We start from the raw sequence: 14,527 nt of genomic DNA on the forward strand, positions 1-14,527 counted from the left end.
GAAAGGAGTGAACCGGAGATGTCTTACAGTCAAAGAAGGAAAGTAACGAACTCGATTATTTTTATCGTACTCGCGATTGGTGCTATAGCAATGGTTGCCCCATTGATCTGGATGCTGTCCACGTCGTTGAAGGAGAAACAGGATGTATTTGCACTTCCTCCTGTGTGGATTCCAGAAGTATTCCAATTTGAAAAGTATAAAGAAATCTGGGAAGCTGGCCCGTTACTCAGCGGGATCAAAAACAGCTTGATCATTGCATTGAGTGTCACTGTGGTGGGTACATTTACGTCCAGTATCGCCGCTTTTGCTTTTGCCAAATTGAGATTTCCACATAAAAACAAACTGTTTCTTGCTCTGCTTGCATCCATGATGATTCCTTATCCAACTGTCATGATTCCACAATTTATGATGTTCTCTAAGCTGGGCTGGGTAGATACATTACTGCCGCTGATTGTACCCGGATTGTTCGGTAACGTCATTATGATCTTCTTCCTGCGGCAATATCTGCTTAGTGTTCCAGATGCGATTATAGAAGCAGCCAAAATTGATGGAAGCTCCTATTTCCGGCTCTATTCCAGCATTACCTTCCCATTGATCAAACCTGCGATTGCAGCACAGTTAATTCTGTGGTTCATGGGAATCTGGAATGATTATCTGGCTCCAATTATCTACCTGAACTCACCGGAGAAGCAGACCTTACAGCTTGTTATCGCAAACTTCAATGCGACCTATGCGATACAGACGGATTATCCGCTTATTATGGCTGCGTCCATCGTTGCGTTGCTCCCAGTACTCATTGTCTTCTTAGTCTTCCAGAAGCAAATTATTGAATCTGTTGCGATCTCTGGAGTAAAAGGATGATCTCGTTGAGAAAGCGTGGCTGGAACCTAAACAAGAGAGGAGTGGTTGCTTCAGTGCTATTGTTCCTATTGATTGGTGCGACGGGTTGTTCTGGAGAGGGGGCAGAGGCAGATGTGCCTCGCCCGACCTTCCCTGAGGAACCACAAGATACCGTACTTTATGATACTTCCATATTGGATGATGAGTCTCGTTGGACAGTAAATAATGCCCACGACCCAGCGATTATCAAAACAGATCAGGGTTACTATGTATATTCCACAGACGTTCGTGTTGCGGGAGAACCTAAACCTGGTGTGATGGTGCGAAAATCACAGGATCTCATCAACTGGACATGGGTTGGTCAAGCCCTACCAGGCATTCCGCAGGAAGCATTGGACTGGACAGGAGCCGTGAATTTATGGGCACCGGATGTTACGAAGGTAGGGGATACGTACCGCATGTATTACTCGGCTTCTACTTTTGGCAGCACGCGGTCAGCCATTGGTTTGCAGACATCCACTTCTCCAGAAGGGCCTTGGAAAGACGAAGGACTTGTAGTGAGCACATTGGAGAACGAACAGGATAAACTAAATGCCATTGATGCGAATCCTGTGTTGGATGCCGACGGCAATCCGTGGATGGTGTACGGCTCATTCTTCGATGGCATTTATATTGCGCCACTCGATCCAGACACGGGCAAAATTAAGGAAGAGGGTTATGGTACTCGCATTGCCGCACGTGATCGGGCAACCGAAGAGGGGGCAGTGGAAGGACCGTACATCGTATACCATCCTGAGTTCAAAAAATACTATCTATTTGTCTCGTATGATTCCTTGTTCGAGGATTACAACGTAAGGGTCGCGCGTGCTGATTCAATTACAGGCCCGTACACAGATATAAACGGCATGAACATGCTTGATACAGAGCATCTACCACAATACGAGATTGGAACCAAGGTGGTAGGTGGTTATCGCTTTACAGAGGGTGAGGGCTGGGTTGCTCCCGGTCATAATTCTGTATTGCAAGACGGTGACGATTATTACATCGTGCATCATGCCAGAGGGGAGACGGATAAAAACTGGCCGTACCTGCATGTGCGCAAGATGTTATGGACGAAGGATGGCTGGCCAGTTGTCTCGCCCGAACGTTATGCTGGCGAGACAGTACAGGATATTCCTAAATCGATGATTGCTGGGGAATGGGAAGGTATGGAGCTTGATCCGTCTGTTGACGGACAGGTTCAAGCATCTCCATTCACCTTGCAGCGTAACGGCAAAGTCACAAGCGAAAACGATTCAGGTACGTGGACATTCGATGGCAAACACACACTCACGATTGAATGGAAGGAACGTAATTCAAACGGAGCATCCACAGAGGAGCTGCAAGTGATCCCGTCGTGGGACTGGGAACTGAGCAAGCCAGCTCTTGTGGTCACAGGTCTGAATGACCGTGGCATCGCCGTATGGGGGAAACAACTGAGCGAAGAGGTTCGATGAGAACCTTATAGAGCGCGTATGAATAAGCGCAAAGCTTCGCCTTGAAGGGGCATCAAGCAGTGGAGGGGGAGGAAGGGAGCCGAAGGAGCGTGTTTGTCCTCGGATTTCAACTGCTGAAGAGCAGATGGAAGGAAATCAGAGGACAAGAGAGCGACGCAGGCCCATCCTCCCCCGGAACGTCCGCGCTGCCCCTCACCATCAGGTTTGTTACTCAGGTGCAGTCGACAGGAAGGTAGTCGACTGTCCACAACCTATCGAGCCACAATAATGGTTCGATGAGAAACTTATAGAAGCGCGCATGAATAAGCGCGAAGCTTCGCCTTGAAGGGGCATCAAGCAGTGAAGGGGAAGGAAGGAGCCGAAGGAGCGTGTTTGTCCTCGGATTTCAACTGCTGAAGAGCAGATGGAAGGAAATCAGAGGACAAGAGAGCGACGCAGGCCCATCCTCCCCCGGAACGTCCGCGCTGCCCCTCACCATCAGGTTTGTTACTCAGGTGCAGTCGACAGGAAGGTAGTCGACTGTCCACAACCTATCGAGCCACAATAATGGTTCGATGAGAAACTTATAGAAGCGCGCATGAATAAGCGCGAAGCTTCGCCTTGAAGGGGCATCAAGCAGTGAAGGGGAAGGAAGGAGCCGAAGGAGCGTGTTTGTCCTCGGATTTCAACTGCTGAAGAGCAGATGGAAGGAAATCGGAGGACAAGAAAGCGACGCAGGCCCATCCTACCCCGGCACGTCCGCGTTGCCCTCTCTTGCTCAGGTGCAGTCGACAGGAAGGTAGTCGACTGTCCACAACTTATCGAGCCACAACAATGGTTCGATGAGAACCTTATAGAAGCGCGCATGAATAAGCGCGAAGCTTCGCCTTGAAGGGGCATCAAGCAGTGAAGGGGAAGGAAGGAGCCGAAGGAGCGTGTTTGTCCTCGGATTTCAACTGCTGAAGAGCAGATGGAAGGAAATCGGAGGACAAGAAAGCGACGCAGGCCCATCCTACCCCGGAACGTCCGCGCTGCCCCTCACGCCCAGGTTTGCTCGTTTTCACCAGCTTATATCGTTCTCTTCAAACCAATGCCAAATAGAAAGGAAGCAATCTTATGACACAATCCATTACATTTACCAATCCTATTCTGGAACAGCGTGCCGATCCGTGGGTGTATCGCCATACGGATGGTTACTATTATTTTTCCGCTTCTGTGCCTGCATTCGACCGGATCGAAATCCGTCGTGCGCGCACAATTGAGGAGCTCAAGGATGCGGAGCCGGTGACGGCATGGCACAAACGCGACACTGGACCAATGAGCGCCAATATCTGGGCACCTGAGATTCATTTTATCGACGGAAAATGGTATATCTATTTTGCCGCAGCACATACCAGTGAGACGAATGAAGGTTTGTTTGATCACCGGATGTACGTACTGGAAAATGAATCTGCGAACCCACTGGAGGGTGAGTGGGTGGAGAAAGGGCAGACGTTGACGCGCTGGGAGAGCTTTGCTTTGGACGCTACGACGTTTGAGCACCGAGGCATCCGCTATCTCGTTTGGGCACAGAAAGACCCGGATATCCCAGGTAACTCTAACCTGTATATTTCCGAGATGGAGAATCCGTGGACACTGCGCGGAGAACAGGTCATGATCTCTACACCTGAATATGATTGGGAGATCATCGGTTTCAAAGTCAATGAAGGTGCAGCTGTTTTGCACCGAAATGGACGTATTTTCATTGGTTATTCAGCCAGTGCCACAGATTATAATTATTGCATGGGATTACTCACAGCGGATGAGAATGCCAATCTGCTCGATCCAGCAAGCTGGGTGAAGTCACCTGAACCAGTATTCCAGACATGTGAAGCGAACGGCCAGTATGGCCCAGGCCACAACAGCTTTACCGTAACGCCAGATGGGCAGACGGATATCCTCATTTATCACGCCCGTAACTACAAAGAGATCGAGGGAGATCCGCTCTATGATCCTAACCGTCATGCCCGTGCTCAAGTAATCCGCTGGAGAGAGGACGGTACACCTGATTTTGGTGTTCCTGTTCCAGATGGTAAAGCTGTAGCTGGAGTGGAACAATAATTGGATATTTGATAAAATGTAAACAATAGAAGTAGCCCTTGGTCAGTATAATATCTGATTAAGGGCTTCTTTTGTTATTGTAAAAAGGTTTGAACTAACATAAGGCATGAATTGAATCCGTTCTTGCACCTTTCACGTATACAACCTATAAATGAAGTTGATATATAGATAGACTACAGATTTTTAGTTCATGTATATCATGCTGGGAGGACAATATATGGAATCACGCGAGACGTTGGATCAGGAGTTAGAGCAGATATATAAATGGGAGAAAGAGCAGAAGGACTTGTTCATTTGGGACAAAATCGGTCGTCTGCCATTTGCTATGTTAGACAAAGTTATGCCTAAGGCATTGAAAGATAAAATTGGGAACTCGCTTAATGAAGTAGGACAGTATGTACAGCATGGTGGTAAATTTCTCGTTCAGAAGAAGAAGGTGGCGAAGCTGTTACAGGAGGAAGCTCAGCGATCAGGTCATTCGATGTTAGGGCATACGGATCGTCTTGAACAGGAAGCTGAGGAAGAGGACACAGCGAAAATTCACAGTGTGGAGAACCTGCCTCTTGAAGTGTTGGATCGCGTAGCGGATAACATTGCCGAGAGTCGTACCAAGTTTGCGGCAGCGCAAGGAGCGGCAACGGGCATTGGTGGCATCGTGACGATTGCAGCGGATATTCCAATGGTGATGGGGCTTTCTTTGAAAGTATTGCAGGAGATGGCGTTATGTTACGGTTATGATCCAGATGAGCCACAGGAGCGTATTTTCATCGTGAAGTGTCTGCAATTTACATCGGCGGATATCGTAGGTAAGAAGGCAATCATCGATGAACTGACGGATTACGAGAATCCTGATAAACAGGTTGAGGTCATGTCGCAAATGCAAGGATGGCGAGAAGTTTTTGAATCCTATCGTGAGTCCTTTGGATGGAAAAAGCTATTTCAACTCATTCCGATTGCCGGCATGATCTTTGGTTCGGTGAGCAATAAAAACACGATTCGAGATGTAGCCGAGACGGGCAAAATGCTCTACAAAAAACGGCTGATTCTTCAACGATTAAAGTGAGATTTTAATAAGGTCTGCCTGAAAGAGAGGAACAAACATGTTAGACAAACAAGGTTTCTACCACTTATTAGATAGTAATAATATAGAATACGAAAGTATTGAACACCCAGCAGTATATACGATGGAGGAAATATTCTCTTATCAAATTCCACATACAGAGCATATCGTGAAAAATCTATTTCTACGTGATGACAAAAAACGAAACTATTATCTGGTGACTATAGCCGGAACGAAGTCCGTTGATTTGAGAAGTTTGAGCGAAACGATACCTAGTCGCAAACTAAGCTTTGCTAGTGAGAAGGATTTGTTGGAACTCCTCAGACTGGAAAAAGGACATGTGAATCCGATGGGAGTTCTCAATAATGTTCAGCAAAACGTAACCGTAGTCTTTGACAAGGATCTAGTCGGTCAAAAAATCGGAATTCATCCCATGGAAAATACAGCGACTGTATTCCTTGAATTTGAAGATGTTAAGGCATTGATTGCAGCTCATGGCAGTAGCATCGTCATGTGTGACATTGAATAAAACGTGTGAAGTATGAGGTATGAAGGAAGTTAAGTACACGGTATCCTGTCCCGCGAAAAGGGTGGTTAGGTGGTCAGGTTGCCACCAATCAACCAACCAACTCAAACAAACAAATGTAAGCAAAGGGTTCCTACCGCTCTGTATGTACAGAGTGACAGGAACCCTTTACTAATGGTATTACTAACTAACTAGCTACCTAACTAATTAGTTATCTAGCTACCCATCTAGTTACCTATCTATGAATTCTAACGAATCCAATAGGCGCTAATTGGCGATATTTTACTTAATAGAATTTCTAACGAATCTCAGAAGCTTTATTTTCCATATTGAGCCTCGTTATGAAGGATTATCTACTCGATATTTGGAAATAACGACGCTCAGGTTCGTTAGATCGGGAAATCAGCGGTAATTGTGAATATAAGAGTTGTCAGGTTCGTTAGAACACGGACAGACGGATTTAGAGACAATTAACGTGGTTGACCCTTGTCGAACGTAATGTCGAACGTAATCCTAGTAACGATCCGACCCGCTAAGTAAGGTCGAGCGCAGTTCAGAACCACAGAGAACCACAGAGAACCACAGAGAACCGCTCAGAACCGTACAGATCCGACAGATCCGTACAGAACCATAGAGATCCAAAGAGAACGTCCAGAGCTGTCCAGATCGAATGCTCTAGTACGGCTCAGGTACTGTTACCAAGTTCAAGTGAGCTCCAGAACACTCAGACTCTTTCATTTGAGGTTAAGTAAGCACTGGTACGTCCAAGGCATCGTCACACAGTCCAAGCACGTACCAGCCCGCGCTTGCTCATCTATCTTTCTTTACTCTTCGCTACCGTTCTCATCTGACCAACGCTTCAGCAGTTGATCTGAAGGGAGCAAGAAGGTCAATATTCCGAGCAGTGGCAAGAAGCTACACACCTGCATAACTGGTGATACGCCGAATACATCAATCCAGTTGCCCAGTACGAGCGCACCTAGACCGCCCATACCGAAGGCAAGACCTGTGATCAGACCCGAGACGGTACCGATTTTGCCCGGGATCAGCATTTGTGCGTACACGACAGTAACCGAGAAACTGGATAACATGATGAAGCCGATGATGGTTAACAGTACGCCTGTCCAGAACAGATTAGCGAACGGCAGCAACAGCGTTAAGGGAGCTGCACATGCCATAGATAGGAAAATAAGATTACGTTTGCCGAATCGGTCGGCAAGTGGTCCTCCGAAGAAGGTACCCAGTGCTCCTGCTGCTAGGAATAGGAAAATGTAAATTTGTGCGTCAGGTGTAGAAAGGTTAAAACTTTCTATAAGATTAAAGGCATAGAAACTACCAATCGCTGCGATATATAGGGAGCGGACAAAAACGAGCAAGATCAGAATCGTAATCGCTACAGCGATTTTCTTACGTAATGCCGGGTTAGGAATTCGGCGTGCTGCTGCTTGTTTTCGTAAGTAACTGCCTGATTTCAGCATCCGTCCATACCAACGTGCAATGTAGATCTGAACGGCAATACCTGCTGCTGCAATACCTGTAAATCCAATAGCACCGAAGAGACCAAACGGAATGAAGATCCAACGCGTTAGCAGTGGAGCCAAAGATTGTCCTGCATTGCCTCCAACTTGAAAGATCGATTGTGCCAAACCACGACGTGCGCCAGCGGCCATATGAGATACTCTAGAGCCTTCGGGATGGAAGGCGGCGGAGCCGAGCCCGACAAAAATAACAGAAATGAGAACGGCCATATAGTTATCAGCAAAGGCCAACAGGAGCATGCCTGTAAACGTGAAGCCCATACCGATCGGTAGAATGGAAGGGGTTGGCTTCTTATCGGCAAACCATCCAACGACAGGCTGCATGATGGAGGCCGTGAAATTAATAGCGAAGGAAATCCAGCCAATCTGCGTGTAGGTGAGATGCATCGAATCCTTCAGAATCGGGAAGATTGCCGGAATAACCGACTGAATGGAATCGTTGAACAGATGCACCAGACTGATGGCAATTAATATCCGGTATACGGTGCGTTGAGCATCCAATCCGGAGGGTGCCTGAGACCCTGCTGTTGCGTCTTTGGGTAAAGAGGTTTGCATGGACATGTTCATGTTCTCCTTTGGTCGCGGTCACGAGGGATCAGCGCCTTTTGATGTGATTTAAGCATATTGTTACATAATAGGATAGATTTAATAGGTGGGCAAGGGGAACAGGGAAATCGTTTAGGCCGTTTCTATCTTTATTCTCGAAAAGGGTGAAGGATTGAAATATGGGGTTGGTAAGAAAAATTAATATCGAATTTTGCAATGCCTTGTGGTGGGGGCAAGATGCTTAACTGTTATTGATTACCTTCTATAGTGAACGGCTTCATATATAGTAGAAAAGTACCCTTTTGTCATATGTACCTTCCAAAAGCGGATGGCTTCATGTAACGTAAAGTAGTCGAGTGTAACGTGAATCCAACGGCACTATTCCAAAATGCTGGGAGGATAAGTCGATATGAAGCAGCTGAGCCCCTATGTTCTTGCCAGGCGAAATGTAGTGATGACTATTATCTATATGGCCGTGGCCACTTTTTTTGCGATATATGTGGCACCTAAATCTTTGACTTTTGCGATCGTACTTTTTGTCACTTATCAAATGTTTAATATCTTTATGTTACGGCACTATATTCGGAAGATGAAACATTTGAAGGAAGAATGAGCGATCCGAATGGGGAGTAACTACTTGTGCACGTAGACGTGGCGACTGAACAAGATACTGGATAGACCGAGAAAACGGAAAATCTTTATAATCAAAAAAACCAAACCATCCTCTACATGTCTCAAAAAGCCAAAAAAGCCGAGCTCCTCCATCATTGAAGGGCTCGGCTTCCGGTGCGTTATCGATTAACGATTATCAATCGTCTCTGGATACATATCATGGTTCATCATACGGTGGTCGGCCATTTGCTCATATTTTGTTCCCGGTTTACCGTAGTTGGTGTACGGGTCAATGGAAATGCCGCCGCGCGGTGTGAATTTACCCCACACTTCAATGTAACGTGGATCCATCAGCTTGATCAGATCGTTCATGATGATGTTCACACAATCTTCGTGGAAATCTCCATGATTGCGGAAGCTGAACAGATACAGCTTGAGGGATTTGCTCTCGACCATTTTGATATCAGGAATGTAGCTGATATAGATTGTCGCAAAATCCGGTTGACCCGTGATGGGACACAGGCTAGTGAACTCCGGGCAGTTGAATTTAACAAAATAATCGCGGTACGGATGCTTGTTATCGAAGTTTTCCAGAATTCCCGGATCGTATTCAAAGGTATATTTTACGTTCTGGTTACCCAGTAACGTGATATCTTGCATTTCATCAGGTTGTCTCATTGGTTTATAACGCTCCTTATTTCATTATATATCTCAGACGCCGCGCTTGTTTCCCCATACCAATGTATGAAGCTGTGGGAGCACACGGACGTTATTCAGATCGTCAGCTGCACTGACTTGGTCGATCAGCCACTCATAACGAGTGAGCAGAGAAGCCGCAAGATCAGGCGTATCCATTGATGTCACATTCGGATTACCTGTCTGCAAAAATAAATCGGTTCCCGGATAACGTGCATGCACACGCCGGGCATAGTTCAGGTCTGTCTCGTCGAAGATGACGATTTTCAGACTATGACTTCGCTCTGGTGAACCTGCGGCGAGCCTTGCGATCACATCATCCAGCACGTTCCAATCCGTATCCATGCCAGAGCTTGGCGGCTTAGGCGAGACGGTGACTTCGTCGATGTCTGCCAGCCATGGCTGCCAGCGAGAACCTTGTGTCTCTACAGCTGTACGGATGTGATGCTCACGCAATAGCTTAACTAAGCCATCCAGCGAAGCGAGCAGGGCAGGATTACCACCAGAGATGGTGACATGGGAGAAGCGTGATCCGCCAACACGGCGTAATTCGTCCCATGCCTGCTCAGGTGTCATCTTCTGAATCTGGTCTTTGCCGCTGCCGTCCCAGGTAAAAGCAGAGTCACACCAGGAGCAACGGTAATCGCAGCCGGCAGTGCGGACAAACATCGTTTTCTGCCCGATGACCATACCTTCTCCCTGAACGGTAGGGCCGAATATTTCCATTACAGGAATGCGCGGAGCCTGCTCTTTATTAGAAGGTTCAAGCTGATCCTCCTGCGGTTGAAGACGACTCGTGCTACTCATCGATCATCCACTCCCGTCTCGCTTCGGCATAGCTGGTTGGTGTCTCATATAGTCTTACAAACTCCGTACGTCCGCCTTCAGTGAGTGCCGCATATGGCTCCGTCTGAAGCGCGTGTTCCATCTGTTCGAACAGCCATACGACCATATTTTCCGCCGTTGTGTTCATTAAAGGCAATGTTTCATTGAGGTACTGATGATCTAGATAACCTTCAATTTGTGTTTTCCATATATCTTTAATATGTCCAAAATCAACCGTCAGCCCGGTTTCACCCGGATAACCGCTGATGCCGAAAATAACTTTATACGTATGACCGTGCAGGTTCTTGCACTTACCTTCATAACAGTGCAGATGATGTGCCGCGTCAAAAGTAAACTCCTTGCTGACCAGTACACGTTTGCGATGATATCTTAGCTGTGTAGGCAGGATATCCTCGTCAATCCGCTGCAAACGTTCAACAATACGGAATGTTCCAGGCTCTCTCATCGCACATCCACTCCCGTGTGTCCTGTTGCTGTACGTTGCTGCAAGTACTGATCCAATCCAGCTTTGCGCAATTTACAAGCAGGGCATTCTCCGCAGCCATCTCCAATGACACCGTTATAACAAGTGAGTGTACGCTCGCGTACATATTCAAAGGCACCGAGATCATCTGCCATCTTCCAAGTTTGGGCTTTGTCCAGCCACATCAAGGGCGTATGAATCACGAACGGATAATCCATCGACAGGTTAAGAGTGACATTCATTGATTTAACAAATGAGTCTCGGCAATCTGGATATCCACTAAAGTCGGTTTCACATACACCTGTGACGAGATGACGTGCGCCTTTTTGTTTGGCAAGAATAGCAGCGAAGCTAAGGAACAGCAGGTTACGTCCATCCACAAAAGTACTAGGCAACTCGCCTTCATTATGTGTAATTTCCACATCGTTGCGAGTTAACGCGTTAGGGGCAAGCTGATTGAGCAGGCTCATATCGAGCACGGTCTGCTGCACACCGAGATCTTTAGCAATAGCTGAGGCACATTCAATCTCGAGCTTATGGCGCTGTCCGTAATCAAACGTAACCACCTCAACCTCAGCAAATTGCTGTTTGGCCCAGAATAAACAAGTTGTACTGTCCTGACCGCCGCTGAAAACAACGACTGCTTTTTCTTCGTTCAACATAAAAAAACCTCTCCATCTTCTTAAGATCACGCCATGCACTTAGGCATAGGGTGTCGGAAGAACAGAGAAGTCCATGAACTAACATCCATCAAAAAACACACCTTCTTGCAAATCGCTTCAAAAAAGCGGATTTCCAATCCAGTGTCCTTAGTTTTTTACGTACATACTTGTTTGTGTCATCAACACAAAAGCATTGAACTGCTGTACAACAAGTGCATAACACGGTGTCCACATGTTCAATCATGTACGCAAGACTGTACTGACCCATTGGATCAAGTCTTGTAGAGGGAGTTCGCGAACCTCTCCCATGCCTAGTGGCATGGATTTTCTTCTTCAAATGTCTGATCTATTATAACACGAAACCGCTTCGTGGCTACCTCACTGCAATAAAGTGGTTACACTTGCCACTTCGATGACAGAATAAACGTCTGATCGCGGTTATCCCCAGATTTTTTCGTTGGTGAAATGCATTATTTAATTAGAACGTTTCCGAAAGGGATCACTTCTTTTAGAATCCGCTTGAACAGACCTTCATCGTTCACATCCCGTTCCAGTCTACTATTCTCACGTCCTGCTTGAAATAGAACTGAGCCGTGTCCGGTCATCTTCCAATGATAGTTCATATGCTGGCTCGCCAGATGGTTCCCGTATACGGTCAGTTCCAAGTGTGCATTCTCGGGATAAGCGATAATACTGCCTGCGTCGACATAGAGCGGAGCGGTAGGATGCAGCTCTTGTTGGCATACTTGGCCTTGAGTTAACAATCCAATCTTGCCTTTTCCTGAGAACTTCATTTTGACCGCATCTTGGGTGATAAGCATATTTTTAATTTTCTGAATTTTGGTATGCATGGTGACGCCATCGGAGTAAAAAAAGAGATGTCGGAAGTCGTACAGCAGATCACTCTCTACATCCAGTTCGACCTCTTTCATCGTAAAACCGGGAGGGAGCGCAGCGACAAACTGGCAGGGACCAGAGATTTCCGATTTAATTAGCTTCTTCTTGCGGACAATGCCTGAAATGTTCATAAATTTATCATTACGGCTATGGCTGGAGCCGCGGAATGCAACGATTTGCTGTGGATGCAGAATATGAAGCCGGTCGTCCTGAACAAGCGAGAATGTAACGACTTGTCCAGCGCCACCAGCTTCAACGGTATTGAGGTGTATGTGCATGCGGCTGCTCCTGTTCTCGTTTTAGATTCGGCCTGAGCGACGACGCATTCCCAAACGCATGAGACGAATCAAGATAAAGTAACCCAGTATAAGAGCAACGATTGTAATAATCATCGTCTGTATTCGTTTGGCGGTAGCATTTTTGGCGTTTTGATCGTCCTGCAATTGGCTTACCATTTCGGTCAGTTTTTGGTTTTGCGCGATTAACTGATCATTCTGGGCCTTGAAGGCTTCGACGTTGGCCTGGGCTTGTCCCAACTGTGCTGATGTTTCATTAAGCTTGTTTAAGGTTTCTTGATAACTTTGCTGTAGGGCATTCACTTCCCCTGGAAGTTCGGCTACCCGTTCCCATCCGCTGTATATATCTGAAAATATATTGGCACTTGCTGCATGTACTGTAGAAGTCAACGAGGCAGTAAATAAAATGCATGTGGTGAGTAACACCCGAATTAGAGCATGATGAATCGATTTTGGCATTCATAACACCTTCTTTCGATGTTGTAGGTTCAATTGACGAATCATTGAAATTAAATGAAAACATGGCTATTACATTATACGACAAAAGTAACGCATTGGGTTCAGGGTATCATCATTTTTTGCAGATAAATCAATTCGTTTCGTTTACAAAGTGTCAGGGTAATAGAACGATAAGGGAGCACACGGACAGTCTTACTTATCAATATTACCCCAGTTCCGGGTGCTTGCTCTTCACAAAGACGAAAAACTTAATGAAGATAATATATCCGATTTCGGAAGAAGATCGTAAACTAAAGGAGCAGAACAATATGCAATCTACAGAACGAGGAACACCAACCAAAACCATTATGATTACAGTCAATGGCGAGCCAATCGGACGCAAGCTAATTATTGATAGTGTCACGTATGCACCGATTGCAGAAACAGAATGGAATCAGTCGATACCTCAAATTTTAAATAATTCATCTGCAATGTGAGTTAGGTCTTGCCACAAATAATACTTCAAAAAGCATGGTCATTAGCCAGGCTTTTTTGTCGTTTAGTGTCGTAATTAGAGAGATATAGAAGGAATAAATCGTATCTAATTATTTTTGTGTAATTTTTATATACGAACATACGTTCCGTGACAATATAGTGTCCATTCACCCTGATAACTTAGAAGATAATACATAAAAATCGGGGGGAGACGACGTAGTGAACTCAGTCTTTGAAGTTTGTTATTCGTGGAACAAAGAAGCCATACCGACGGGAGGAGCTGACCCCGTGTATATGATGATTGAATGGCGCAACGGTTCCCCTGCCAAAAGACTCAGGAAGTTAGCACCTAAAATTGTGTCTAGAGACTTGGAATTATTGCTCAAACCGGAATATGGAATCGAGCTTAAGGGCATTTACGGATGCCGATCCAAAGAAACAGATATCGGTTGGGTGCTACGGCTTGGAGATGTCTATAAAGGCGAGAGTAAACAGATCTTACTCGAATTTGCGATGGGTTCCAGGTTATCAGGCAAAGCTTCTGTATGTTCAGCCTACTGGAGTACGCGCAAACTGAAACAGAGCCAGCGAGTTTTGCTCCGAAGAGAGCAGTTGTACATTCAATATACGAGTCATTTGGGTATGCTGAGGCAACCTGAGGATCCTAAGGTCGAGAAGACCATTAAGCTTAGTGAGACAGTGCCGTTGATTAAACAGGCTCTACGAGCTTATGAAAGAGGGCGTGTACAAGAAGGAAGTAATCTGCTGCGTCGACATGCGGATGCCCTGCTAATTGAAGCAGCCCGCAAACAGGATTTGGATTATTATGAAGAGGCCGAAATAGTGGAGAAACTGCGCTATCATTATGGAATTACGTATGCTAATCCTTACCAGGTTCGCGGAAAAACGATGTTAGGTGAGTAGGGATATAGAACCATTCATAACGTGATGCCAATAACTGTTTCTACATAGATTTTAAAGGTGAAGTCAAGAAATAAGTCGAATTAACTATGAACATGATAATGGATATTGCAAAA

14 protein-coding genes are annotated in these 14,527 nt (G+C 46.0%); 7 read left to right on the plus strand and 7 right to left on the minus strand.

Going from position 1 to position 14,527, the window contains the following annotated elements; translation table 11 throughout:
* Positions 1 to 18 precede the first annotated feature (18 nt).
* From DMB88_RS06090 to DMB88_RS06110, 5 genes are all read left to right on the plus strand, one after another.
* Entirely contained in the window at positions 19 to 861 is an 843-nt protein-coding gene (locus DMB88_RS06090; RefSeq protein WP_128100634.1) for a carbohydrate ABC transporter permease, read from the plus strand.
* 53 nt (positions 862 to 914) lie between these two features.
* Positions 915 to 2,336 carry an arabinan endo-1,5-alpha-L-arabinosidase gene (locus tag DMB88_RS06095; RefSeq protein WP_128104336.1) on the plus strand — a complete coding sequence of 474 codons (1,422 nt, stop codon included), beginning with the start codon at positions 915 to 917 and terminating at the stop codon, positions 2,334 to 2,336.
* A gap of 1,095 nt (positions 2,337 to 3,431) precedes the next feature.
* Complete coding sequence (locus DMB88_RS06100) at positions 3,432 to 4,415, plus strand: glycoside hydrolase family 43 protein (protein ID WP_128100635.1); 984 nt, start codon at positions 3,432 to 3,434, stop codon at positions 4,413 to 4,415.
* Between the two features lie 217 nt (positions 4,416 to 4,632).
* Positions 4,633 to 5,478, plus strand: a complete 846-nt coding sequence (locus DMB88_RS06105; protein ID WP_128100636.1) for an EcsC family protein — start codon at positions 4,633 to 4,635, stop codon at positions 5,476 to 5,478.
* A 37-nt stretch (positions 5,479 to 5,515) separates the two neighbouring features.
* Positions 5,516 to 6,004, plus strand: a complete 489-nt coding sequence (locus DMB88_RS06110; RefSeq protein ID WP_128100637.1) for a prolyl-tRNA synthetase associated domain-containing protein — start codon at positions 5,516 to 5,518, stop codon at positions 6,002 to 6,004.
* An 821-nt stretch (positions 6,005 to 6,825) separates the two neighbouring features.
* Here the strand turns inward: DMB88_RS06110 and DMB88_RS06115 are convergent.
* The 7 genes from DMB88_RS06115 to DMB88_RS06145 all read right to left on the minus strand — a co-directional run bounded on the left by DMB88_RS06115 (position 6,826) and on the right by DMB88_RS06145 (position 13,016).
* Positions 6,826 to 8,094 carry an MFS transporter gene (locus DMB88_RS06115; RefSeq protein WP_128104337.1) on the minus strand — a complete coding sequence of 423 codons (1,269 nt, stop codon included), beginning with the start codon at positions 8,092 to 8,094 and terminating at the stop codon, positions 6,826 to 6,828.
* Positions 8,095 to 8,883: 789 nt separating this feature from the next.
* Positions 8,884 to 9,375 (minus strand): preQ(1) synthase, encoded by a 492-nt coding sequence (gene queF / locus DMB88_RS06120; protein WP_128100638.1) that lies wholly within the window; start codon positions 9,373 to 9,375, stop codon positions 8,884 to 8,886.
* A gap of 33 nt (positions 9,376 to 9,408) precedes the next feature.
* Complete coding sequence (gene queE / locus DMB88_RS06125; protein ID WP_254438618.1) at positions 9,409 to 10,119, minus strand: 7-carboxy-7-deazaguanine synthase QueE; 711 nt, start codon at positions 10,117 to 10,119, stop codon at positions 9,409 to 9,411.
* A gap of 73 nt (positions 10,120 to 10,192) precedes the next feature.
* Positions 10,193 to 10,684: a 6-carboxytetrahydropterin synthase QueD gene (gene queD, locus DMB88_RS06130; protein ID WP_128100640.1), complete on the minus strand. Its 492-nt coding sequence runs from the start codon at positions 10,682 to 10,684 to the stop codon at positions 10,193 to 10,195.
* Positions 10,681 to 11,361 (minus strand): 7-cyano-7-deazaguanine synthase QueC, encoded by a 681-nt coding sequence (gene queC, locus DMB88_RS06135; RefSeq protein ID WP_128104338.1) that lies wholly within the window; start codon positions 11,359 to 11,361, stop codon positions 10,681 to 10,683. Before queC ends, queD begins: the two co-directional genes overlap by 4 nt.
* 473 nt (positions 11,362 to 11,834) lie before the next feature.
* A complete protein-coding gene (locus tag DMB88_RS06140) occupies positions 11,835 to 12,539 on the minus strand; it encodes an AIM24 family protein (protein WP_128100641.1) in 705 nt (234 codons plus the stop codon).
* A 21-nt stretch (positions 12,540 to 12,560) separates the two neighbouring features.
* Positions 12,561 to 13,016: a hypothetical protein gene (locus tag DMB88_RS06145; protein WP_128100642.1), complete on the minus strand. Its 456-nt coding sequence runs from the start codon at positions 13,014 to 13,016 to the stop codon at positions 12,561 to 12,563.
* A gap of 308 nt (positions 13,017 to 13,324) precedes the next feature.
* Here DMB88_RS06145 and DMB88_RS30155 point away from each other — a divergent pair, with 308 nt between their 5' ends.
* Both DMB88_RS30155 and DMB88_RS06150 read left to right on the plus strand, forming a co-directional pair.
* Positions 13,325 to 13,492, plus strand: coding sequence for a hypothetical protein (locus DMB88_RS30155; protein WP_164848622.1), 168 nt, complete (start codon positions 13,325 to 13,327; stop codon positions 13,490 to 13,492).
* A gap of 217 nt (positions 13,493 to 13,709) precedes the next feature.
* Positions 13,710 to 14,414, plus strand: coding sequence for a hypothetical protein (locus DMB88_RS06150; protein ID WP_128100643.1), 705 nt, complete (start codon positions 13,710 to 13,712; stop codon positions 14,412 to 14,414).
* Positions 14,415 to 14,527 lie beyond the last annotated feature (113 nt).

The organism is Paenibacillus sp. DCT19, assembly GCF_003268635.1.
In the GTDB taxonomy this organism is placed as follows: domain Bacteria; phylum Bacillota; class Bacilli; order Paenibacillales; family Paenibacillaceae; genus Paenibacillus.